The sequence below is a fragment of the Pseudomonas sp. SA233 genome, from assembly GCF_054792385.1.
This window is the reverse complement of sequence record NZ_CP096449.1, coordinates 3913680-3937256: the sequence shown is the minus strand read 5'-3', so window position 1 is coordinate 3937256 and position 23577 is coordinate 3913680. Positions and strand designations below refer to the sequence as shown.

Here is a 23577-nt window from a genome sequence, read left to right as displayed (position 1 = left end):
TCGCAAGGGTCAGGGGGATGAGGTGGCGACAGGTTGCGCGGCGCGCTGCACCTGCTCCCACACCCGCAGGAAGTTGCCGCCCCAGAGCTTGGCGATATCCGCTTCGGAGTAGCCGCGGCTGATCAGTTCGGCGGTGACGTTGCGTGCTTCACTGGCGTTCTGCCAACCGTCGATGCCACCGCCTTCGTTGAAGTCCGAGCTCAGGCCGACATGATCGATGCCGATCTTGCGCACGGTGTAGTCGATGGCGTCGCCATAGTCCTTGAGCGTGGCCGGCGGTTCCTCCTCTAGAATGCCGTACAGCGCGTTGGCATATTGGCCGACCTTCTGCTCGGGCCAGCCGGCAATCACCGGGTCACCTGGCATCAGTGCGTAGTCGAGGTTGGCCAGTGGTGGCAGGTCGTAGTGGGCGCGCAGGGCGTTGAGTTTGTCCTGGGTCTTGCTGCTCAAGGGCTTGAGGTAGGTGGAGAAGGCCACCAGCTGGACCACGCCGCCGCTGTCCTTGATCAGCTGCAGCTCCTTGTCGGAGAGGTTGCGCCTGATGTCGACCATCGCCCGTGGCACCGAGTGCGAGGCCACCACCGGCGCGCGGCTGAGGGCAACGGCCTGGGCCAGCGCCTTGCTGGACATTTGCGACACATCGATGATCACACCCAGGTCGTTCAGCCGCTGCACGGCGCGCTTGCCGACCGGCGACAGGCCGTCCAGGGCATCGGCGGTGTCATTGAAGAACGGCAGCGGGCGCGAAGAGTCGGCCCAACTGTTGTTGCCCACGTAGCTGAAGCCGAACATGCGCACGCCGCGCGCGGCCCAGCGGTCGAGCTGGTCGATGTCATCGCCCAGCGCATAGGCGTTGAGCATGCTGAGGAACACCGCGAACTTGCCTTCGCCGTGCAGGCGCCGCATGTCTTGCGGGGTATAGGCAATACCCACCTGCTGCGGGAAGTCGCGGACCATGGCGGTGATGGCGTTGTAGCGCACCTCTTGGGTGTGGCGGGCGGCTTCGACGAAACCTGGGGTCGGGCGGTGCGGGCCGCCGTCTCCGGTCCAGGACTCTGGCCAGGCGAAGATGGTCAGGGCCGCGCCGGACAAACGCCCGCGTGCGGCCTTTGCCAGGTCGAAGCGGCCATCGCCATCCTTGTCGGCCTCACTGCCTTCGGTGCCGAAGGTCAGCGGCAGGGTGACGTGGCTGTCGAACGAGATGATGCGTTCCTGCAGGTCGTTGGCCTGGCGGGTCACCTCCCTGGAATAGCCAGCGGGTGTGGCGAAGTAGTGCCAGGCGGCAAACCCGGCACCAGCGGCAACCGCCGCGGACAGGCTGATAAACAGGGCTTTCTTCCAGCGTGGAGTCGTCATCTTGGTCTCAGTAGGTTCACCGTCGAGGGATGGGCACAGAGGTCGCCGCTACCTGCAGTGAACGAGCTCGCACCCGGGAAATTTAGCCGCTATCAGGTCGCTGGCGCAGGGCCCTGTAGGAGCGGCCTTGTGTCGCGACAGGGGTGCGCAGCGCCCCAGGATCTTCGACCTCTGCAAAATTGCCGGGGCCGCCTTGCGGCCCTTTCGCGACACAAGGCCGCTCCTACATTGACCGAGTTGCCCTCAGGGCGGGGGTGGCAAGCTGTTAAATTTCGCCTGCCGTGCAACGTTCTAGCCTTGGACGGGCCGTGCTCCATGGCCGCAATGAATGCACAGGTATGCAATGACGATTTCCCGACGCGGTTTCATCGCCGGTGTGGCACTGACGGGTGTGGTGGTGCCCGGTGCGCTGGGGGCGCTGTATGTGCAGCGCCAGCGTGCCGCCGAGGAATTCCCGGAAACCCCTGGCGAGGCCGTAGTCGAGTTGGCCGATACCCGCCTGCAGCAGTTGGGCGATACCCTGCGCGGGATCTGGCGTTGGACCCTGCAAGGCAAGGATGCGGGGTTGGACGGCCTGCCCACAGGTGAACTGGAACTGTTCCTGGATGTGGCAACCAGCGGGCGCGCCCTGCGCGGCTACCTGGATACCCCCGAGCGCCTGCGGGGGCAGGAAGAGCCGCGCTACCGCGTGGTAGGCGACCTGTTGGCAGACAAACCGGGCACCCTGCGCTGGCGTCTGTTTTCGGCCCGTGCCCGCTATGAATGCCATATCGTGCTCGACGAGGTCTGGGGCCGGTTCGGCAACGCCGGGCCGGCGACCCTCAACGGGCGCATTGCACGCCTGGACCGCGCTCTGACATTGCCCGTGGAGGATAACCAGTTTCTGGCCTTGAAGCGCACCTTCCCCGAGGCGCGCGAGCGTACCCCGCTGAACCCGCAACTGCTGGCCTGGCTGACCGCCCCGGAGCATCGCCTGTTCCACCAGCTGTGGCATTCGTCGCGGGACAAATGGCACAAACTGGGCAAGGACAAGCAGGGCGCCCTGCGTGGCCTGGGCTGGCAGCCCGGGCCACGTGATCGCGAGCGTGATGCGCGGGGCCGGCACAAGGACCGCAACGGCTCGGGCGAAGACTTTTTCTTCATGCACCGGCACATGCTTGGCAGGGCCCGTGCCTTGCAGGACTTGCCGTCATGGACGCGCTTCCCGTTGCCACAGCCGGAACTGGAGCGCGACCGGGCCGGATTCGCCCGCTACTTCGACAACCATGACGGCAATGCCCTGCCGCCCACCTGGCTGGCCAGCGGTGATGCGGAATACACCCAGTGGGTGCGCGACATCAAGACGCCGGATACCTTCCATGGCAACTTCCAGGTCTGGGAGTCACGCTACACCGACCCGGAGTACCTGAGCACCTTGACCCTGGGCCAGTTCGGTTCGGAAGTGGAGCTGGGCCTGCACGACTGGCTGCACATGCGCTGGGCATCGGTGCCGCGCGACCCCTCCAACGGCATGCCGGTGCCGACGGCGCGCACGCCGGATGATTTTGCCGAACGCTGGTTCGCAGAACAGAACGATTTTCTCGGTGACCCGTTTTCATCCCATGTGAACCCGGTGTTCTGGCACTTTCATGGCTGGATCGACGACCGCGTCGAGGACTGGTTCCACGCTCATGAGCGGCTGCACCCGGGCGAGGTGCGGCGCCTGGAAGTCAATGGTGTGCCATGGTTTGCCCCAGGGCGCTGGGTGGAGGTGGCCGACCCGTGGCTAGGGCCGGATACCCATGGTTGCTCGACGGTGCCGGGTTTGCGGCCCGGGCGCAGTGTAGAGATGGACCCCGAGACCATGAAGCTGGCGTTGCGCATCATCTACAGCGATGACGACCTGCTCGACAAGCTGCGGCCCAAGGTACCGCAGCGGCCATGGTATGCGCGCAACCTGAAGGTGGCGCAGCGCTCGCGTTGAAGCCCCCGAGGCTTGTGCTGCCTTTTTGTAGGAGCGGCCTTGTGTCGCGATGGGCTGCGCAGCAGCCTCCGGATTTCAGCATTGATGCGGATAATGCCGGGGCCGCCTTGCGGCCCATCGCGACACAAGGCCACTACAACGGGGCGCGCAGGTGTTCTAGTTGCCACCCACCCCCCAATGCCTTGTACAACGCCACGCTACCCTGCAACCGGGCCAGGCGCAGTTGGGCCTGCTGGTCCTGCGCAGCATACAAGGTGCGCTGGGTCTCCAGCACGCTCAACAGCGTCTCCGCTCCCGCGCCATAACGCTGCTGCGCCAGGTCGAATGCCAGGCGCGCCTGCGCCACTTCTTCATCCTGCCACTGTCGCTGGCGGTCCACGCCCTGGATCGCATTGAGCGCCTTTTCGACATCGGCAAAACCGGCCAGGATGCTGCTGCGGTAGGTCTCCAGCAACTCTGCCTGTTCAGCCTCGGCCAGTTCACGCGCGGCGCGCAGGCGGCCGTTGTTGAAGACCGGCGCGACCAGGCCGCTGGTGAGGGTGTAGTAGGAGCTGTCGAACAAATGGGCAAAGGTATTGGCGCCAGCCCCCAGGTTGGCCCCGAGGGTGAGCTTGGGCAGCATGGCGGCGCGGGCGACCTGCACATTGGCGCTGGCGGCAGCGAGCCGAGCTTCTGCTGCGGCAATGTCCGGGCGGCGGGTGAGCAGCTCGCTGGGCACGCCGCTGCCAATGGCGGGCCATTGCAGGGTGTTGATCGCGTCCTGGCTGGTGGGCAGCGACTGCACCGGGTCGCCGAGCAGGGTCGCCAGGGTGACCCGGCTGTCTTGCCACTTCTGTTCCAGTAACGGCAACTGACGTTGCTGCGCGGCCACCAGGCTGCGCTGCTGGGCCAGTTCCAGGCGCGTGGCAGAACCGCTGCGCTGGCGTGCCTCGACCAGGCCCAGCACGTCCTGGGCATTGCGCAGGTTGAGGCGGGCAATGCGCAACTGTTCCTGCAAAGCCAGGCCCTGCAGGTAACTGTCGGCCACCGCGCTGACCAAGGTCAGCTCCACGGTCTGGCGGTCGAAGCGGCTGGCATCCAGGCTGCGCAGGGCGCTGTCACGGGTCGCCCGCAGGCCACCCCAGAAGTCGATTTCGTAGCTGGCGCTGAGCTGCATGCCGAACGAGGTGCTGGTGGGTTCGCTGCGGCTGACATCCAGCTGGTCGTAGCCGTCACCGTGCAGCAGGCGTTGGCGGCTACCATCCAGGCCCAGCTTCAGCTCCGGTAGCAGCGGCGCGCCGGCGATGACTGCGCGGGCCTGGGCCTGGCGTACCCGTGCCGTGGCAGCAGCCAGGTCGTGGGCATTGTGCAGGGCGTGCTGCACCAGGCGGTCGAGTTCGCGGCTGGCGAAGGCTTGCCACCACTGCGTCGTTGGCAGTTGGGCCGAGGGTGATGCGGCCTCGCCTTGCCAGGCAGATGGCGCGGCAATACCGCTGGCGGGTGTTTGCGGCGTGCTGCAGGCGGCGAGGCATACGCACAGGGGCAACAGGCTGATGCGGCTAGGCAGAGTCATGGGTTATTCGCTGGTAAGGGCTTTGACCGGGTCGAGGCGGGCGGCCTTGCGCGCTGGCATGAAGCCGAACACGATGCCGGTGACGACAGCACAGGCGAAGGCGCCGAGCATGGCGGGCAGGGCAAAGGCCACCGCCACTTCGGCCAGCATCAGGCCGCCACCGATGGCCAGGGCCAGGACGATGCCGGCCAGGCCGCCGACCATCGACAGCATCACCGCCTCGCTGAGGAATTGCCGCAGGATGTCGCGCTGGCGCGCGCCGGTGGCCATGCGGATACCGATTTCACGGGTGCGCTCGCGCACGGTCATCAACATGATGTTCATCACGCCGATGCCACCCACCAGCAGCGAGATCGCGGCGATCGCCCCCAGCATCAGCGACAGGCTGTTCTGCGTGCGCGCCTCGGCCTGGATCAGTGCTGCGTCATTGGTCAGCTCGAAGTCCTGGCGGCCGTTGTGGCGCTGGCGCAGCAGCTTGTCGATGGCCGCTTCGGCTTCGTTGACCCGCGTGGAGTCCAGGGCGGCAACGGCGATGTAGTCCGGGTCACGCTGGCCGAACAGACGGATGGCTGCGGCGGAGTAGGGCACCACGATGCGCCCGTCGCTGTCCTGGTCGCCAGAGCTGGCGCCCTTGCCGGCCAGGATACCGACCACCTGGAACGGCACATTGCCGATCAACAGGTACTGCCCCAAAGGGTCGCGCCCAGGGTCGAGCATCTTTTCCCGCACTTTCTGGCCGATCACCGCCACCGCGGCAGCGTTGGCTTCATCGGCATCGCTGTAGAAGCTGCCTTGCACCGCCGGCCAGTTGAAAATCTCGGGGAACCCGGTGTTGTTGCCACCCACATAGAACCGCTGGCTGTTGTTGCCGTGGCGCACCATCATCTTTTCGCCGATCACCGGCATCACGTGCTTGACCTGCGGCAGTTGGCCGATGGCAGCGACATCGTCGAGGGTAATGGTGCCGGCCTGCTCACCCAGGCTCGCCGGCTTGCCGTTCAGGTAGAGGATGTTCGAGCCGAAGGCTGCCATCTGCGCCATGACCTGGCGCTTGCTGCCTTCGCCCACTGCCAGCATCACCACCACCGAGGCCACACCGATGACGATCCCCAGCAGGGTCAGGGCGGTGCGGAAGCGGTTGACCCACATCACCCGCCAGGCCGCCTGCAGGGCTTCGAACAATTCACCTTTCCATGCCCCGTGCAAGGTTGCGCCATGGTCCAGGCGCTGGCGCAGCTGGTCGGCCTGTAGCCCGCGACTGTTTTCGACCATGGGCTTTTCGGCGGCCGAATCGCTGATGATCAGGCCGTCGCTAATTTCGATCACGCGCTGCGCCCGCGCCGCGACATTGCGGTCATGGGTGATCAGGATGATCACGTGGCCCTGGCTGGCCAGCTCGTCGAGCAACGCCATCACTTCGGTGCCGCTGTGGCTGTCGAGGGCGCCAGTGGGTTCGTCGGCGAGGATGATATGGCCACCGTTCATCAACGCCCGGGCAATCGACACCCGTTGTTGCTGGCCGCCAGACAACTGGTGCGGGCGGTTGCCAGTGCGGCTGGCCAGGCCCAGGCGGCCGAGCAGGGCGCTGGCACGGGCGTGGCGTTCGTTGGCGGCGATGCCGGCATAGATGGCCGGCATTTCGACGTTTTCCTGGGCCGAGCCCGAGGGGATCAGGTGGTAGCCCTGGAACACGAAGCCGAACGCCTCGCGGCGCAGCCAGGCCAGTTCGTCGCTGCCCAGCTCGGCCACATCCTTGCCGGCGAAGCGGTAACTGCCGGAGGTGGGGCGGTCGAGGCAGCCGAGGATATTCATCAAGGTCGATTTGCCGGAGCCAGAGGCGCCGACGATGGCGACGAACTCGCCGGGATGGATGCGCAAGCTGATGCCATGAAGGATATCGACCTTGGGCGTTTCGATGCCGCCGTAGGATTTACGGATGTCGACCAGCTCGATCAGGGGTGTGCTCATTCAACCTCCGCTGACGCCAGGGGCGCCTATCACCAGGCGTTCGCCTTCGTTCAGGCCGTCCAGCACCTGTACCCGCAGGCGGTCGCTGAGGCCGGTGCGCACCTGGCGCTGTTCCACCTTGCCGTCGCGGGTCAGCACATGCGCCAGGCGCAGGCCATCGCCTTCGTCCAGCGCGGCCAGTGGTACGGTCAGCACCTGGCTGGCTTTGCCGGCGACAAAGAACACCTGCGTGGTCATCTCGGCCATCAGGGCGCCGTCCGGGTTGTCGACATCCAGCAGCACGCTGTACTGCACCACCTGGCTGCCGGCACTGCCATTGCTGACGCTGGCCGGGCTGCCGCCGCCCTGGCTGGCCTGCTCCAGTGGCTTGGGTGGGATCGGCAGCACTTGCCGCACGGTGCTGGTCCAGCGGCGCTTGCCGCCGGCCAGGGTGGTGAAGTAGGCGGTCATGCCCGGGGTGACCTTGCCGATGTCGGCCTCCGACACCTGGGCCCACACGGTCATCGGCGAGAGCTTGGCGATGCGCAGGATCAACGGGGTTTGTTGTTGGGCATTGAGGGTCTGCCCCTCACGGGCATCCACCGCCACTACCGTGCCGTCCATCGGCGCGTAGATGCGCGTGTAGCCCAGCTCGGCCTCGTCGCTGCGCAGGCTGGCCTGGGCCTGGCGGATCTGCGCCTGGAACATGTCGATGCGCGCCTGGGTGACCTTCAGCTGTGCGGCGGCCGTTTGCACGTCCTCGTCACGGGTGGCGCCGGCGGCGGCCAGCTCCCGTTGGCGTTTGAGCTGCTGCCGGGCCAGTTGGAACTGAGCGCGTTGTTCGGCCAGCTGGGCCTTGAGGTTGTCGATCGAGTAGCGGCCGGCATCCAGCCGGGCCTGCTGGGTAGAAGGGTCAATCTCGACCAGCAGCTGGCCTTTGCGCACCGTGTCGCCGACCTCCACATGCAGGGTGTGGATCTGCCCCGATGCCTGGGCACCGACGTCCACGTAGCGCCTTGGTTGCAGGGTGCCCAGTGCGGTAACGCTGCTTTCGATGTCGGCGCGGGTCACGGCAACCGTGCTGAGCGGCTGTGCGCCGTAGGGCAGGGCCTTCCAGGCCAGCAGGCTGCCCAGGCCGAGCAGGCCCAGGCCGCTGAGCAGGAGCCGGCGACGGGTGTTGGTTAAAGGTCTCATGCAGACATCCAGCCGAGTGGGTGCCAGATAGACGAAAGCGGCAGGAGGGGATTTAGCGAATATTGAGCAGGGGCTGACAGGTGTATGGCGACAGGGTTGTGGCGCCTGTGAGATCGAGCGCCGCCCGCGCGGCGCTTCGCAGCACAAGGCTGCTCCTACATCTATTTCGGGCCAGTAACGCCTGTACCAATGCGCGCGACCGCCCTGTTTGTCCGACACGATATTGAGGTGGACGCCAGAGGGACGCGCGCCTCTGTCACAGGAATAATTGGCCCGAAACAGATGTAGGAGCAGCCTTGTGCTGCGAAGCGCCGCGCGGGCGGCGCGCGATTTCACAGGCGCGAAACCTCCCAAGACATACCCTTGTTGCTGAGAATAATTATAATTTGTAAGATCGCACGTTGACATCACTCGGTCCCGCGTTGCTGCCTGAAAAGGCTTTCTGGCATAGGCTGGCAGGACGATCTCAGGTAACGTCGTGGAACATTACTATCGCGAACTGGTGGGTTTTCTTTCTTCGCGCCTGGGCAGTCGTCAGGCCGCCGAAGACGTGGCGCATGATGCCTACCTGCGAGTGCTGGAGCGCACCGACGCCGAGCGCATCGAGCACCCGCGTGCTTTCCTCTACCGCACCGCGCTCAACCTGGTTGTCGACCGCCACCGCCGGCACCAGGTGCGCCGGGCCGAGCCATTGGAGGTGCTGGACAACGACGAGCGCTGGCACACCCCGGCGCCGACCCATGACATGCAGCTCGACCAGCGCCTGGCGCTGATGCAGCGCGCCCTGGATGAGCTGAGCAAGGTCTGCCGCGACTGCTTCCTGCTGCGCAAGCTCGAAGGCCTGTCACACCAACAGATTGCCGAGCACCTGGGTATTTCCCGCAGCCTGGTGGAAAAGCACATCGTCAATGCCATGAAGCACTGTCGTGTGCGCATGCGCGAGTGGGAATCCTGATCGCCGGGTTAAAGGCGGATGAAAATTCCGTCAGTCGATCACTTGATTTCCACGGTTTTCCCGACTTCTATCAAAGAAGACCCTTGCCAGGCGTAGCCTAGGCAGCAGCCGTTACTGGCGCAGTATGGTCATGGAGCCTAACCATTACCCAACTGCCCAGGTCCCACCATGGCCAACAAGACCCTGCGCATCCTCATCGCCGATGCACACCCCTCCCAGCGCCTGCAACTGGAGCGGCTGCTCAACGGCCTGGGCTACTACCGGATAGCGCCAGTGGAAAGCTTCGAGGAGCTGCAGCGCCTGGTGCTCAGTGCCTTGCAGCCTTTCCACCTGCTATTGGGCAATATCGAGCTGGCCAGTCATGTCGGGGTCGATCTGGCGCGCTTCTGTCGCGTCAGCACGCAGATCCAGCATGCCCTGCTTTATCACTCCAACCAGTTGCAAGTGCCGTTGGTGCCGCAGGCCGAGCGCCAGGCCGTCAGCATGAGCTTGCCCCAGGTGCCCGACAACGAGGCACTGGAGGCATTCATGGCGATCATCGATTCGCCGCTGCAGGTCGGCAGGCTACCGCTGCCGGGTGCCATGCCGGTTGCCACGGCGCGGCCACTGCCGAAGGCCAATTTCGTCAACACCCTGTTCAACCGCTAAAGCCGCAGCGGGCGGGGCAAGGGGGCAGCTATTTGCTATCCTCTTGCCTTTTGCCGATTTGCGGACCCTGCCATGACTGCCATCGATACCGCTCGCCCGCCACGGTTCAGCCGCGGCGACCACCGGACCCTGGGCCTGGCGGCGTTGGGCGGCGCGCTGGAGATCTACGATTTCATCATCTTCGTATTCTTTGCGCTGACCCTAAGCCAGTTGTTCTTCCCGCCCGAGATGCCCGAGTGGCTGCGCCTGCTGCAAAGCTTCGGAATCTTTGTCACCGGCTACCTGGCGCGGCCGCTGGGCGGCATCCTTATGGCGCACTTCGCCGACCACCTGGGACGCAAGCGGGTCTTCAGCCTGAGCATCCTGATGATGGCCCTGCCGTGCCTGTTGATCGGGGTGATGCCGACCTACGCCGACATCGGCTACGCTGCACCGCTGATCCTGCTGGCACTGCGTATCTTGCAGGGCGCGGCGGTGGGCGGCGAGGTGCCGAGTGCCTGGACCTTCGTCGCCGAGCACGCGCCAGCCGGGCGGCGCGGTTATGCCCTGGGCTTCCTGCAGGCCGGCTTGACCTTTGGCTATCTGCTGGGGGCACTGACCGCGACCTTGCTGGCGCAAGTGTTCACCCCGCAGGAAATCCTCGACTACGCCTGGCGCTATCCGTTCCTGCTCGGCGGGGTATTCGGCGTGATCGGCGTGTGGCTGCGTCGTTGGCTCAGCGAAACACCGGTGTTCCTTGCCCTGCGCGCGCGCCAGGAGCAGCCGGTGAGCTTCCCGCTGCGGCGGGTGCTGGGCGAACACCGCCGGGCGTTGATCCCGGCGGCGCTGCTGACCTGCGTGCTGACTTCCGCCGTGGTGGTGCTGGTGGTGATTACTCCGACAGTGATGCAGCAGCGCTTCGGCATGAGTGCCGGGCACACCTTTGCCCTTAGCAGCGTGGGCATCGTCTTCCTCAACATCGGCTGCGTGCTGGCCGGGCTGCTGGTCGACCGTGCAGGCGCCTGGCGCGCACTGATGTTCTACAGCCTGTTGCTGCCGGTGGGCATCGGCGCGTTGTATGCCAGCCTGGTGGGGCAGTGGGGCGTGACCTGGCTGGCCTATGCGCTGGCGGGCCTGTCCTGCGGCGTGGTGGGAGTGGTGCCGTCAGTGATGGTCGGGTTGTTCCCGGCCGAGATCCGCGTGTCGGGCATCTCCTTCACCTATAACGTGGCCTACGCGCTTTGGGCCAGCACCACGCCGCTGGCGCTGATTGCGCTGATGCCGTGGAGCCCGTGGTTGTGTGTCGGCTTTTGTCTTGCCATGGGCACGGTGGGGTTGCTGACGGCCTTGTACTTCGGGCGTCGGGAGCCATTGGCGTTCGCGGCAGAGCCGATGCCGGTAATGTGTGGTGAAAAATAGTTTTCTGTTGTTTGTTCTGGCCTCATCGCCGGCAAGCCGGCTCCCACAGGGATAGCGCATGGCTCGAGGTCGATGCGGTCGAGGTGGGAGCTGGCTTGCCGGCGATGAGGCCGGTACAGGTAAAACAAAAAGCCCCCGGCTCGTGAGAACCGGGGGCTTTTTGTCAGTGCAGGGCAGGGGCCTTACATGTTCGGGTAGTTCGGCCCGCCAGCGCCTTCAGGGGTGACCCAGGTGATGTTCTGGGCCGGGTCCTTGATGTCGCAGGTCTTGCAATGCACGCAGTTCTGCGCGTTGATCTGGAAGCGCTTGCTGCCGTCTTCCTGGGTGACAACCTCGTACACGCCTGCCGGGCAGTAGCGCTGGGCCGGCTCGTCGTACAGCGGCAGGTTGCTGGCGATCGGCACGTTCGGGTCGGTCAGCTTCAGGTGGCAGGGCTGTTCCTCTTCGTGGTTGGTGCTGGAGAGGAATACCGAGCTGAGCTTGTCGAAGCTGAGCTTGCCGTCCGGTTTCGGGTAATCGATCTTCTGCGACTCGGCGGCCAGCTTCAGGCAGGCGTAGTCCGGCTTGGTGTCGTGCAGGGTGAACGGCAGCTTGCCGCCGAACCAGTTCTGGTCCACATAGTTGAATGCCGCGCCCAGCAGCGGGCCGAACTTGTGCATGGCCGGGCCGAAGTTGCGGCTGGCGAACAGCTCCTCGTACAGCCAGCTGGCCTTGAAGGCGCTGACGTAGCCGTTGAGCTGGTCACCGCCTTCGCTGCCGGCGATCAGTGCATCAGCCACCGCTTCGGCGGCGAGCATGCCGGACTTCATTGCGGTGTGGCTGCCCTTGATCTTGGCGAAGTTCAGGGTACCCAGGTCGCAGCCGATCAGCGCGCCGCCGTTGAAGACCATTTTCGGCAGCGAGTTGAAGCCGCCCTTGCAGATGGCACGGGCACCGTAGCTGATGCGCTTGCCGCCTTCGAGGTATTGCGCCATCACCGGGTGGTGCTTGAGACGCTGGAACTCGTCGAACGGCGACAGGTAGGGGTTGGCGTAGGACAGGTCGACGATCAGGCCGACCACCACCTGGTTGTTTTCCAGGTGATAGAGGAACGAACCACCAGTGTTGTCCTTGGCCATCACGTCCAGCGGCCAGCCGGCGGTGTGCACCACCAGGCCCTGCTCGTGCTTGGCCGGGTCGATTTCCCAGATTTCCTTCAGGCCGATGCCGTAGTGCTGGACGTCGGCTTCGCTATCCAGGTTGAAGCGCTTGATCAGCTGCTTGCCGATGTGGCCACGGCAACCTTCGGCGAACAGGGTGTACTTGCCACGCAACTCCATGCCAGGGGTGTACATGCCGTCTTTCGGGTTGCCTTCACGGTCCACACCCATGTCGCCGGTGACAATGCCGCGCACCACGCCGTTTTCATCGAACAGCGCTTCCTGGGCGGCGAAGCCCGGGTAGACTTCCACGCCCAGGTTCTCGGCCTGCTGGGCCAGCCAGCGGCACAGGTTGCCCAGGGAGATGATGTAGTTGCCCTGGTTGTGCATGGTCTTGGGCACGAACAGGTCAGGCACCTTGGTCGAACTGCCTGCATCCTTGAGCACGTAGATGTCGTCACGCTTCACTTCGGTGTTCAGCGGCGCGCCGAGCTCCTTCCAGTCGGGGAACAGCTCGTTCAGGGCACGAGGTTCGAACACCGCGCCGGAGAGGATATGGGCGCCGACTTCAGAGCCTTTTTCCACCACGCAGACGCTGATTTCGCTACCGGCTTCGGCGGCCTTCTGCTTCAGGCGGCAGGCGGCGGACAGGCCCGCCGGGCCGGCGCCGACGATGACCACGTCGAATTCCATGTATTCGCGTTCCACTGGTTCTCTCCTACTCATCAAGGCTCGTGCTGTTGCTTTGTCTTATTGGGTGCGCGGGGCATTCGCAGCGGTTCTACGCAACGGCGGAACTGTAGCTGGGCAAATGACGGACTACACCGTTTTGTCTTGGCCGCGCATTATATCTACACCACTTGGCGGGTCCAATACAAACGTTTGTTTGAATTTGCCGCAGGCCAGTAAAATCACAGGAACGCGGCTGGAGGGTGACCGATTTGCCGTATTGACCGGATTGGGTGTTACGGTCAAGATACGAGCGGTTTTACGTTCGCCGTAGGCTTGCAGCCGGGCGCAGGTACACCTCTAAAGACCAGGTGTGGAGCAGGGTTTTGCGGCCTTTGGCCGGTTTGTAGTGGAGTTTACACGCCACGACAGAAAATGACCCGTGAGTATTTGTCGCAAGAGTCCGGACAAGACTGTTCGGTCACTGTGAAGTTACCGCCTCCCGGTACGTTTTTAGAGGTGCCCTTGTACCCACGCGCATCGCAGGGCTCTGCCCCTGGCGACTATCTATTCACCGGAGAGTAACGAGGAATCCATGAAGGTTCTTGTAGCTGTCAAACGAGTGGTCGACTACAACGTCAAGGTTCGCGTCAAGGCGGACAACTCCGGCGTCGACCTTGCTAACGTCAAGATGTCCATGAACCCCTTCTGCGAAATCGCCGTGGAAGAAGCCGTACGCCTGAAGGAAAAGGGCGTCGCGTCCGAGATCGTCGTCGTTTCCGTCGGCCCGACCACTGCCCAGGAGCAACTGCGTACTGCCCTGGCACTGGGTGCCGACCGTGCCATCCTGGTCGAAGCCGCTGACGAACTGAATTCCCTGGCCGTGGCCAAGGCGCTGAAAGCCGTTGTCGACAAAGAGCAGCCGCAGCTGGTCATCCTCGGCAAGCAGGCCATCGACAGTGACAACAACCAGACCGGCCAGATGCTGGCTGCGCTGACCGGCTTCGCCCAGGGCACTTTCGCCTCCAAGGTCGAAGTGGCTGGCGACAAGCTGAACGTCACCCGTGAAATCGACGGCGGCCTGCAGACCGTTGCACTGAACCTGCCAGCCATCGTCACCACCGACCTGCGCCTGAACGAACCGCGCTATGCGTCGCTGCCGAACATCATGAAGGCCAAGAAGAAGCCGCTGGAGACTGTTACTCCAGACGCGCTGGGCGTTTCCCTCGCCTCCACCAACAAGACCCTGAAGGTTGAAGCCCCAGCTGCCCGCAGCGCTGGCATCAAGGTCAAATCGGTGGCCGAACTGGTCGAGAAGCTGAAGAACGAAGCGAAGGTAATCTAAATGACTATCCTGGTTGTCGCTGAATACGAGAACGGTGCCGTAGCCCCGGCCACCCTGAACACTGTTGCTGCTGCCGCCAAGATCGGTGGTGATGTGCACGTGCTGGTCGCTGGCCAGAACGTGGGCGGCGTTGCCGAGTCCGCAGCCAAGATCGCTGGCGTGGCCAAGGTGCTGGTTGCCGATAACGCTGCCTACGCCCACGTCCTGCCAGAAAACGTTGCGCCGCTGATCGTCGAGCTGGCCAAGGGTTACAGCCACGTGCTGGCGCCGGCCACCACCAACGGCAAGAACATCCTGCCGCGCGTTGCCGCGCTGCTGGACGTGGACCAGATCTCCGAGATCATCTCGGTCGAGTCCGCCGACACCTTCAAGCGCCCGATCTATGCTGGTAACGCCATTGCCACCGTGCAATCGAGCGCCGCCATCAAGGTCATCACCGTGCGTACCACCGGCTTCGACGCCGTGGCCGCCGAAGGTGGTTCGGCTGCCATCGAAGCCGTTGGCGCTGCGCACAACGCCGGCATCTCGGCCTTCGTTGGCGAAGAGCTGGCCAAGTCCGACCGCCCAGAGCTGACCGCTGCCAAGATCGTCGTTTCCGGCGGCCGTGGCATGGGCAACGGTGACAACTTCAAGCACCTGTACAGCCTGGCCGACAAGCTCGGCGCTGCCGTCGGTGCTTCGCGCGCCGCGGTCGACGCCGGCTTCGTGCCGAACGACATGCAGGTCGGTCAGACCGGCAAGATCGTCGCGCCACAGCTGTACATCGCCGTCGGTATCTCCGGCGCGATCCAGCACCTGGCCGGCATGAAGGACTCCAAGGTGATCGTGGCGATCAACAAGGACGAAGAAGCGCCGATCTTCCAGGTAGCCGACTACGGCCTGGTCGCTGACCTGTTCGAAGCGGTTCCGGAGCTGGAAAAGCTGGTCTGATCCGCCTGCTTCACTTATAAAGAACCCGGCCCTTGTACAGGGGCCGGGTTTTTTTTGGTCTGTACAAGGAGTGAGCAATGGTGCTGCGTAAAGCAGGCGGGGTGCTGGCATGCATGGCGGTGCTGGTTTCGCCGCTGGCCATGGCGGCGGGCAAGTGTGAACGCCTGGTGGCAACCGGCAGCCCTGATTCTCCGCCCTATTCATGGCAGGACCCCAATGACCCGAAACACCTGATCGGCGCCAACGTCGACCTGCTGCGCCAGGTGGCTGGCGAGCTGGGTGTGAAAGTGGAGGTGCTGAGCGCCGGCCGTCGTGACCAGGCGCTGGAAGAAGTACGTAGCGGGCGGATGGACCTGCTGCTCGACACCCCCATGCAGGTGGAGCAGCTGACCGCGCTGGACTATATCCATCCACCCCTGCAGCTCAACGAATACCTGGTGTGGACGCGCCACGACGCCACACTGGCCTTCGAGGGCCCGGCTGACCTGGCCCAGTACCAAGGCAGTTTGTCCGAGCGCGCGCGGCTGACCCCGGCCTTTACCGCTTTCGCCAAGGCCCAGCTGAAGCTGGTGCCGGCACAGAACCTGACCCAGGCATTCCAGAAGCTGGTGCTCGGCCAGGTGGATTATGTGCTCGCTGGCCGCTATTCGGGCATGGCCATGGCCCAAAGCCTGGGCATGAGCAATGACCTGATCGCCCGCGGCCTGCCGGTGGATCGGCCGGGCCTGTATCTGGCCCTGTCGCACAATTCGGCCTGCAATGACAGCTGGTTGCGTGGGCAACTGGCGAAAAAACTGACAGAATTGCCGATCTCCGGTGCGTCCGAGGCTGTGCTGCAACGTAATGTCGAGCGCTGGAAAGCGCAGTTGCAGGTGCCGTCGGACGCCCCCAAACACTAGGAAGATTGCGTGAGAACCCAACCACTAATCCTTGCCCTGGCCGTGCTCGGCCTGGCTGGCTGCGCCAACGATCCGGCCCCGAACGAGCAGATGCGCATCTCCGAACAGGCACTGGAGCAGGCCAGGGCCGTCGGTGCCACCGAGCAGGTCGATGCGCTCAAGCTGGCTGAAGACAAGCTGGCCAGGGCCAAGACCAACATGCTCACCGAAGACTACCGCGATGCGCGCATGCGTGCCGAGCAGGCCGAACTGGATGCGCGTCTGGCCGAGGCCCAGGTACTGAACCAGAAGAGCGAAGAGCAGCTGCAACTGCTGCAGTCGCGGGTCCAGCGCCTGCGCAAGCAGTTGGAGGTGCAGCCATGATCCGTCGCATGCCATTGGCCGTGCTGGCAGTGCTGGCGCTGGCGGCAGGTTTGCAAGGTTGCGCCAGCCAGCGCAGCAGCGCAGCGCTGGATGATGCCACTGCTGCTTTCCAGAAGGTCAAGGATGATTCCAATGTGCTGCGCAGCGCGCCGCGTGACGTGATTCGCGCAGGCGAGTCGCTGGCCCGTGCCGAGCGCCTGTCCAGCTACATCGGCACCGGTGCAGACGTGCGCCATTACGCCTACCTGAGCCAGCGCTACAGTGAAATTGCCAGCGAGCATGCCAAGCTGGCGCTGAACCAGGAGCGCCAGGTAAAGCTCGACCTGGAGCGCCAGCGCCTGCAATTGGCCCTGCGCGAGGCCAAGCTGGCCAGTGTCCAGCAGCAGGGCAAGTGGGTCGAATCGCAGATCGCCGCGCTGGCCTCGGAGCAGGCCGACCGTGGTCTGGTGATGACCCTGGGGGACGTGCTGTTCGACACCGGCCGCGCCGACCTGAAGAACTCGGCCAGCCGTACCGTGCTCAAGCTGGTGCAGTTCCTCCAGCTCAACCCGCGCCGGGTGGTGCGGATCGAGGGCTATACCGACAGCACCGGCCCGGCGGAGGACAACCTGAAGCTGTCCCGTGACCGGGCGCAGGCCGTGGCCGACATGCTGGTAGACCTGGGCATCGACGAGAAGCGCCTGCAGGTCGAGGGGTATGGCGACCAGTACCCGATCGAAGCCAATGCCTCGGAGCGGGGCAGGGCGCAGAACCGTCGGGTGGAGATCGTGTTCTCCGATGACAAGGGCAAGCTGGCGCCAGCACGCTGAGTCTTTGAAATACCGGGGACCGCTCTGCGGTCCTTTCGCGACACAAGGCCGCTCCTACAGGCATTGTGCATGCCTTGAGTTTGGCACTGCTCTTGTGGGAGCGGCTTTAGCCGCGAACACCGGCAAAGCCGGTGCCATCCACCGCGTCACCTGCTTCGCGGGTGAACCAGCTCCCACAGGGGCGGCGCACCCCCGGCAGTTTGTCGGCTTAATCGTTTCGATAGCTGTCACGCTATTGTATTGTCGACTATGTTGCATTCTGTTCCAGTACACTCTGCAACTGTTACGGTATCCTCTACCGTCACTGAGCCGTACAAGAATAACGAGTCTGCCGCCATGACCAACCTGCTGTTGTACCAGCGTATCGCCCAGCAACTGGCCGATGACATCCGTCGTGGTGTCTACCAGCCAGGCGAGCGGGTGCCCTCCGTGCGCAAGATGAGCGCCCAGCTCAATGTCAGCCATGCCACGGTGCTGCAGGCCTATGCCAATCTCGAGGACCAGGGGCTGATTCGTGCGCGGCCGCAGTCCGGCTACTACGTGCACCAGACCCCGGCCCTGACGGCGCAGACCCCGGACATCGCCCGCGTGGAGCGCCCCGGCCTGGTCACCCGCGCCAGTATCATCCAGCAGGTACTGACCGAGGCTCGCCGTGATGGCGTGTTCCCGTTCGGCGCCGCTGTGCCGCATGTCGACTACCTGCCGGTCCGTGCCTTGCACCAGCAGATTGCCAAGGTGACGCGCTTCCACAGCCCGCGTGCCTTCAGCTACATGTTCAGCCCCGGCTTCGAACCGCTGCGCCGGCAGATCGCCATCCGCATGCGTGATGCCGGCGTACTGGTCGACCCGCGTGAAGTGATCGTGACCCATGGCTGTGTCGATGCGCTGCAGATGTCGCTGCGCGTGCTGACTCGTCCAGGCGACCTGATCGCGGCCGAATCGCCCACCTATTACGGTCTGCTCCAACTGGCCGACCTGCTGGGCCTGAAGGTGATCGAGATCCCCAGTGACCCGTCCACCGGCATCAGCCTCGAGGCGCTGCAACTGGCCGCCAACCAGTGGTCGATCAAGGCCCTGGTCCTGACCGCGCGCCTCAGCAATCCGCTGGGTGGCACTGTGCCGGAAGAGCGGCAGAAACAGCTGCTGCGCCTGGCGTCGGACTTCGATATCCAGATCGTCGAGGATGACATCTATGGCGAGCTGATGTTCGAGCAGGGCAAGACCAAGGCGCTCAAGGCATTCGACCGCCTGGACCGAGTAATCTATTGCTCGAGTTTTTCCAAGACGCTGTCCCCTGGTGTTCGAGTTGGCTGGATGATTGCCGGGCGCTATCAGGACGAGATCCAGCGCCTGCAAACCTTCACCACCCACTCGGCCTGTAGCGTGACGCAGATGGGTGTGGCGGCCTACCTGGAGAATGGCGGTTACGACCGGCACCTGCGTTACATTCGCCAGGAGTACCGCAAGAACCTCAGTGCCTACCAGTTGGCGGTGCAGCAGCACTTCCCCGAGGGTACCCAGATGACCCGGCCGACGGGCGGTTTCATCCTGTGGGTGAGCCTGCCGGGGCGGGTCAACACCCAGGAGCTGCATGTGCGCGCGCTGGAGCAGGGCATCAGTATTGCGCCGGGGCTTATCTTCAGTAACACCGAGCAGTTCAACCACTGCATCCGCCTTAATTGCGGTATACCTTGGAACAAGGAAGCCGAGCGCGCGGTGATCACTCTCGGTTTGCTTGCCCAGCAATTGTGTCGGGAGCCAGCGGCGGCATTTTTATAGGCTTGCCACGCGCCTGTGGAACAGGGAGCATACGCACTTTTCCTGCCAGTCTGTCCATTTGCCATGAATGCTCTGCGCCGTTTTGCCCTGATCTTGTGCCTTGGACCGCTCTGCAGCCTGGCTGGTGTTGCCCAGGCTGCGCAGCCGACAAGCCAGGCGCAGGCGGCCAAGCCGGTGCAGAAGGCCAAGCCGGTGCAGAAGGCCAAGCCGGTGCAGAAGGCCGCAGCCAGGCCAGCGCACAAACAATCAGCAAAAAAAGCCGGTAACAGCAAGGCCAGGCCGGCGCGCAAGCAGGTGAGCAAGGAGGTTGCCAAGCCGCTACCCAAGGCAAAGCTCGACCTCAGCCTGCCGGCCGAGATGGTCGATAACCTTGAGCCAGATGTGGGCAGCCTGTCGCCGATACAGCGTCGCAAACCTCTTCTGCCCCCCATGTTCACTGAAAAGCCGGAGACCAGCGACAGCCCGTTCCAGCTCAATGGTCGGTTGATCAGCAATGAAATGCAGCTGCAGCTACGCAATGACAGCCGTCGGGAAGTGGAAGGGGCGGCCATCGATTTCGAGTACCGCCAGTAGCTGGCGAACTGACTGCCGGGTCACAGCAGATTTCATCGTGCCAGCAATTTCAAACGCCTGTTTGAGCGGTTACTATCCAGGGACGTTCGTCCCGTTTTGTTTCAGGGAGTCCTGATTTTGGTGAATAGCCATGAACTGCCGTGAGGGCTGTGGTGCCTGCTGCATCGCCCCGTCCATCACCTCCGCGATGCCGCGCATGCCCAATGGCAAGCCGGCTGGCGAGCGCTGCCTGCACCTGACTGTCGACAACCTCTGCGACTTGTTCGGCAAGCCCGAACGGCCTGCGGTGTGTGGTGGTTTCAAGGCGGATGTCGAGGTGTGTGGCAGTGATCGCGATGAGGCCATAAGGATTCTCGGCTGGTGGGAACAGATAACGGCGGCGTGACAGGCTGGATCTTCGAAAACAAGGATAAACATGATGAGATCGTTCAAGCGTATTGCTCTGCTGTGTGGCATGGGTGTTCTGCTATCGCCTGCGGCCTGGGCCGAAAATTGGCAGGTGGCCAAGGACGAGGAGGGGATCAAGGTTTCCCTTAGCGAAGTGGCCGGTTCGAAGTACAAGGCCTATCAAGGTGTCACGGTGATCAAGGCGCCGCTGGCCAAAGTGCAGGCGTTGCAGGAGGACGTGGTCGGGGCTTGTGCATGGATTCACGAATGCAAGTCGCAGAAGCTGCTCAAGCACGAAGGTGACCAAAGCTGGACCTACACCCAGTTCAATACGCCATGGCCGGTGACGCCGCGGGACTCGGTGTTGCATGTGACTACTGTGAAGGAGGCTGATGGCAGCCTGGTGCGCAACCTGAAGGAAGAGCCGACCTATATCCCGGAAGAGAAGGGCTTTGTGCGGGTGGCGAAGGTCGAAGGCTTCTGGAAGCTGGTGCCCAAGGGCGACAGCACGGAAGTGACCTATCAGGTGCACACCGAGCCGGGTGGCAGCGTGCCGGCGATGGTGGCCAACAAGTTCGTGGTGGATGCGCCGTTCAATACCCTGAAAGGGTTGCGGGAGCGGGCTGAGAAAAACTGAGGCATTGTGTCACCTGTGCTGGCCTCTTCGCGGGTAAACCCGCTCCTACAGGTATCCCGCAAACTTTCGGGCCTGTGGGGTCCCTGTGGGAGCGGGTTTACCCGCGAAGAGGCCAGCACAGGACGAATAAAAAAGGCTGCCCGAGGGCTAATGCCAGTCAGTTAAGCTGACTGGCATTTTCATTTTCGGGTCGGATATTTTGCAGGGCGCTGCTTCACCACTCTGGGGAACCATCGATCGGGTCGCCGATGGGGTAGGACATACTGAGCCGCTGACGCCTGCAGATCTGCCAAAAAACCTGGCAAGTTGCCGGGATGGTTTAATGACGTGCCATGCAGCAAGCCCAGAATCGCCCAGCTACAAGCGGTAAAGCTCATCTCGCATGGGTACACGCCTGGGCACTGTCTCGACATCTGCACCATCTGATAACGCAATAGGTTGTAGCCCAACAGCACGCCCCACAGCTCTTGCGCAATCATCTCCGGCGTCTTGCTTCTCAGGGTGTATTCGCCCCCCAGAAGTCCTTGTTTGATCTCCCGATAACCCAGCTCGATTTCCCAGCGCTGACTGTAAAGATCAACGATCTCATCGCCAGGGAAGCGCTGCGCATCGGTCATTGAGGTCAAGACACTCACAACCTTTCCTTTGATTGTTTTGCTCAGCAGTCGTGCCCGCATTTCCAGCGGCAAGCCTGGCCATTGCTTGCGGGCCTGGGGCGATGTGCGCAGGACGACCACGGCATCGTTGCGTCCTAGCGTGTGTTCCACCTCGTACTGAGTGCCCTTTTTCACAGGGATCAGCCAGTGTCGATGCTCACCTTGTGACTGCCAGTGGTGCAGCAAGCCCAACGAATAGAAACCTTTATCGAACAGGGTCAGCGAGTGGTTCGGCGTGGTCGCGATCAGCTGCTCTGCCAGCTTCATTTCACTACTGTGGTAGCTCTCGAAAGTGCTGTTTATCAGTAAGTGGCTGGTCAGCTCCATCTGGCAGACCATCCTAACCTGAGGAAAACCGCCATCCCCATGCTGATTGGTAGCGCCCCCGTAAAACGCACGGTTTTCAGCTGTGTCAGGCGTACTCCAGACAACACCGTCCACACCAAGCAGCGTCAAGCCCAACCAGTGCGGGTGCTTGGTTTCTTCGTGCCACCGCCGCTGAGTGAGCGTGAAAACTTCACGTACAGCTTCACTGCCCAGTCGCTGCCGCCCTTGTACAACAGCACTGGGGGCCACCAGAGGCCTCTTGCCCGGCAGCATGATGTCCATGTGGTTTACGACATCCCAAGCCGACATACGGCGGAACAGCGCCATGCCGATGATGCACCACACCAGGCTCTCAAGCGGGAGGCGTCGCTTGCGAATGGTCGCGACACCTGCCGTCTCAAAAGCTTGTTGCACAAGATCAGGATCGAGCAACGCCCCCAGCCCCTCGAGGGCATGTGGCCGCGATGCCATTTCGTGAGTGAGGGAGAGGGCTTGTGACAGGCGCATAAAAAATCCGATGCTCGTTTCCAAGCATCGGATTTTGCGGCCTACGGGCTAAAGCTCAAAGCGTCAGTCTTAACTGACTGGCATTAGCCCGAGGGCAGCCTTTTTGCGTTCGGCTATGGAAGCTTACTTGCGGTCCTGCAGCGCAACGATGTCGCGCTTCTGCTCGCCGGTGTACAGCTGGCGCGGGCGGCCGATCTTGTACGGGCTGGAGAGCATTTCTTTCCAGTGCGAGATCCAGCCCACGGTACGTGCCAGGGCGAAGATCACGGTGAACATGCTGGTCGGAATGCCGATTGCCTTGAGGATGATCCCCGAGTAGAAGTCGACGTTCGGGTACAGCGAGCGCTCGATGAAGTACGGATCGGTCAGGGCGATCTCTTCCAGGCGCATGGCCAGTTCCAGCTGCGGGTCGTTCTTGATGCCCAGCTCGCGCAGGACTTCGTCGCAGGTCTGCTTCATCACGGTGGCGCGCGGGTCGCGGTTTTTGTACACGCGGTGACCGAAGCCCATGAGCTTGAACGGGTCGTTCTTGTCCTTGGCCTTGGCGATGAACTTGTCGATGTTCGAGACATCGCCGATTTCATCGAGCATGGTCAGTACCGCTTCGTTCGCACCGCCGTGGGCCGGGCCCCACAGTGCGGCGATACCGGCGGCGATGCAGGCGAACGGGTTGGCACCCGACGAACCGGCCAGACGAACGGTGGAGGTGGAGGCGTTCTGCTCGTGGTCGGCGTGGAGGATGAAGATCCGGTCCATCGCCTTGGCCAGCACCGGGCTGATCGGTTTGATCTCGCACGGGGTGTTGAACATCATGTGCAGGAAGTTTTCCGCGTACGACAGGTCGTTGCGCGGGTACATCATCGGCTGGCCCATGGAGTACTTGTAAACCATCGCGGCCAGGGTCGGCATCTTGGCGACCAGGCGCACCGCGGAAATTTCGCGGTGTTGCGGGTTATTGATGTCCAGGGAGTCGTGATAGAACGCCGACAGGGCGCCAACCACGCCGCACATCACCGCCATCGGGTGGGCGTCGCGGCGGAAGCCGTTGAAGAAGGACTTCAGCTGCTCGTGAACCATGGTGTGGTTCTTCACGGTGCTGACGAACTGGGCCTTCTGCTCGGCATTCGGCAGTTCGCCGTTGAGCAGCAGGTAGCAGGTTTCGAGGTAGTCGGATTTTTCAGCGAGCTGTTCGATCGGGTAGCCGCGGTGCAGCAGGATACCTTTGTCGCCGTCAATGTAGGTGATCTTCGACTCGCACGAGGCAGTCGCCATGAAACCAGGGTCGAAGGTGAAGTGACCAGTGGCCCCCAACCCGCGGACGTCGATTACATCAGGACCAACGGTGCCGGTTAAAATGGGCAGCTCGACGGGGGCAGCGCCCTCGATGACCAACTGCGCTTTTTTGTCAGCCATGTGGCCTCCTATTAATGCTTGAAATCATCAGACAGACCCCCCACGCAGGGCCCGCACCACTATAGAGGGATAAATTCAGATGTCAATTTGCCTAAAGGCTTGTTGAAACAGGCATTGAGGCCTGATTTTTC

General features: G+C 63.2%; 20 protein-coding genes. 13 read left to right on the top strand and 7 right to left on the bottom strand.

All coding sequences use genetic code 11. The annotated features are described in order from the left end of the window. Positions 1-9: 9 nt before the first annotated feature. Positions 10-1356: a pyoverdine-tailoring dipeptidase-like protein PvdM gene (gene pvdM, locus M1D87_RS18175; RefSeq protein ID WP_013973463.1), complete on the bottom strand. Its 1347-nt coding sequence runs from the start codon at positions 1354-1356 to the stop codon at positions 10-12. 343 nt (positions 1357-1699) lie between these two features. Here pvdM and pvdP point away from each other — a divergent pair, with 343 nt between their 5' ends. Further along, complete coding sequence (pvdP, locus tag M1D87_RS18170) at positions 1700-3319, top strand: pyoverdine maturation tyrosinase PvdP (RefSeq protein ID WP_123085875.1); 1620 nt, start codon at positions 1700-1702, stop codon at positions 3317-3319. Between the two features lie 133 nt (positions 3320-3452). On the opposite strand, the gene M1D87_RS18165 is transcribed toward pvdP, so the two are convergent. Genes M1D87_RS18165 through M1D87_RS18155 form a run of 3 tightly spaced genes read right to left on the bottom strand, consistent with a single transcriptional unit; the run spans position 3453 to position 8012 of the window. Continuing rightward, the gene (locus M1D87_RS18165; RefSeq protein ID WP_061551078.1) at positions 3453-4871 is read right to left on the bottom strand and encodes an efflux transporter outer membrane subunit; all 1419 of its coding nucleotides are present in this window, start codon (positions 4869-4871) and stop codon (positions 3453-3455) included. A gap of 3 nt (positions 4872-4874) precedes the next feature. Further along, on the bottom strand, positions 4875-6839 hold the full coding sequence (locus M1D87_RS18160) for a MacB family efflux pump subunit (RefSeq protein WP_061551079.1): 1965 nt from the start codon (positions 6837-6839) through the stop codon (positions 4875-4877). Continuing rightward, complete coding sequence (locus tag M1D87_RS18155; RefSeq protein WP_061551080.1) at positions 6840-8012, bottom strand: efflux RND transporter periplasmic adaptor subunit; 1173 nt, start codon at positions 8010-8012, stop codon at positions 6840-6842. It lies immediately after the preceding gene. 478 nt (positions 8013-8490) lie between these two features. Here M1D87_RS18155 and M1D87_RS18150 point away from each other — a divergent pair, with 478 nt between their 5' ends. From M1D87_RS18150 to M1D87_RS18140, 3 genes are all read left to right on the top strand, one after another. Next, a complete protein-coding gene (locus M1D87_RS18150; RefSeq protein ID WP_123085873.1) occupies positions 8491-8967 on the top strand; it encodes a sigma-70 family RNA polymerase sigma factor in 477 nt (158 codons plus the stop codon). Between the two features lie 168 nt (positions 8968-9135). Then, positions 9136-9615 carry a histidine kinase gene (locus tag M1D87_RS18145; protein WP_123085872.1) on the top strand — a complete coding sequence of 160 codons (480 nt, stop codon included), beginning with the start codon at positions 9136-9138 and terminating at the stop codon, positions 9613-9615. A gap of 72 nt (positions 9616-9687) precedes the next feature. Further along, positions 9688-11013 carry an MFS transporter gene (locus M1D87_RS18140; protein WP_421091799.1) on the top strand — a complete coding sequence of 442 codons (1326 nt, stop codon included), beginning with the start codon at positions 9688-9690 and terminating at the stop codon, positions 11011-11013. Positions 11014-11195: 182 nt separating this feature from the next. Here the strand turns inward: M1D87_RS18140 and M1D87_RS18135 are convergent, their stop codons facing one another. Further along, positions 11196-12860 (bottom strand): electron transfer flavoprotein-ubiquinone oxidoreductase, encoded by a 1665-nt coding sequence (locus M1D87_RS18135; protein WP_015271102.1) that lies wholly within the window; start codon positions 12858-12860, stop codon positions 11196-11198. 556 nt (positions 12861-13416) lie between these two features. Here M1D87_RS18135 and M1D87_RS18130 point away from each other — a divergent pair. The 9 genes from M1D87_RS18130 (at position 13417) to M1D87_RS18090 (ending at position 20543) form a co-directional block, all read left to right on the top strand. Continuing rightward, entirely contained in the window at positions 13417-14166 is a 750-nt protein-coding gene (locus M1D87_RS18130; protein ID WP_025339979.1) for an electron transfer flavoprotein subunit beta/FixA family protein, read from the top strand. After that, on the top strand, positions 14167-15096 hold the full coding sequence (locus tag M1D87_RS18125) for an electron transfer flavoprotein subunit alpha/FixB family protein (protein ID WP_013973453.1): 930 nt from the start codon (positions 14167-14169) through the stop codon (positions 15094-15096). It begins immediately after the preceding gene. Positions 15097-15173: 77 nt separating this feature from the next. Next, positions 15174-15995, top strand: coding sequence for a substrate-binding periplasmic protein (locus M1D87_RS18120; protein WP_123085871.1), 822 nt, complete (start codon positions 15174-15176; stop codon positions 15993-15995). Between the two features lie 9 nt (positions 15996-16004). Further along, positions 16005-16358, top strand: coding sequence for a DUF4398 domain-containing protein (locus M1D87_RS18115; protein WP_013973451.1), 354 nt, complete (start codon positions 16005-16007; stop codon positions 16356-16358). Beyond that, a complete protein-coding gene (locus M1D87_RS18110; RefSeq protein ID WP_123085870.1) occupies positions 16355-17167 on the top strand; it encodes an OmpA family protein in 813 nt (270 codons plus the stop codon). Before M1D87_RS18115 ends, M1D87_RS18110 begins: the two co-directional genes overlap by 4 nt. Before the next feature lie 336 nt (positions 17168-17503). After that, positions 17504-18946 carry an aminotransferase-like domain-containing protein gene (locus M1D87_RS18105; protein ID WP_013973449.1) on the top strand — a complete coding sequence of 481 codons (1443 nt, stop codon included), beginning with the start codon at positions 17504-17506 and terminating at the stop codon, positions 18944-18946. Between the two features lie 63 nt (positions 18947-19009). Next, complete coding sequence (locus M1D87_RS18100) at positions 19010-19519, top strand: hypothetical protein (RefSeq protein WP_123085868.1); 510 nt, start codon at positions 19010-19012, stop codon at positions 19517-19519. A 130-nt stretch (positions 19520-19649) separates the two neighbouring features. Continuing rightward, entirely contained in the window at positions 19650-19904 is a 255-nt protein-coding gene (locus M1D87_RS18095) for a YkgJ family cysteine cluster protein (RefSeq protein WP_023661894.1), read from the top strand. A 33-nt stretch (positions 19905-19937) separates the two neighbouring features. Further along, positions 19938-20543, top strand: a complete 606-nt coding sequence (locus M1D87_RS18090; protein WP_123085867.1) for an START domain-containing protein — start codon at positions 19938-19940, stop codon at positions 20541-20543. A 179-nt stretch (positions 20544-20722) separates the two neighbouring features. Here the strand turns inward: M1D87_RS18090 and M1D87_RS18085 are convergent, their stop codons facing one another. Then, positions 20723-22033: an IS4 family transposase gene (locus tag M1D87_RS18085; RefSeq protein WP_461241458.1), complete on the bottom strand. Its 1311-nt coding sequence runs from the start codon at positions 22031-22033 to the stop codon at positions 20723-20725. A gap of 123 nt (positions 22034-22156) precedes the next feature. Then, positions 22157-23446 carry a citrate synthase gene (gene gltA / locus M1D87_RS18080; RefSeq protein WP_013973445.1) on the bottom strand — a complete coding sequence of 430 codons (1290 nt, stop codon included), beginning with the start codon at positions 23444-23446 and terminating at the stop codon, positions 22157-22159. Between the last annotated feature and the right edge of the window lie 131 nt (positions 23447-23577).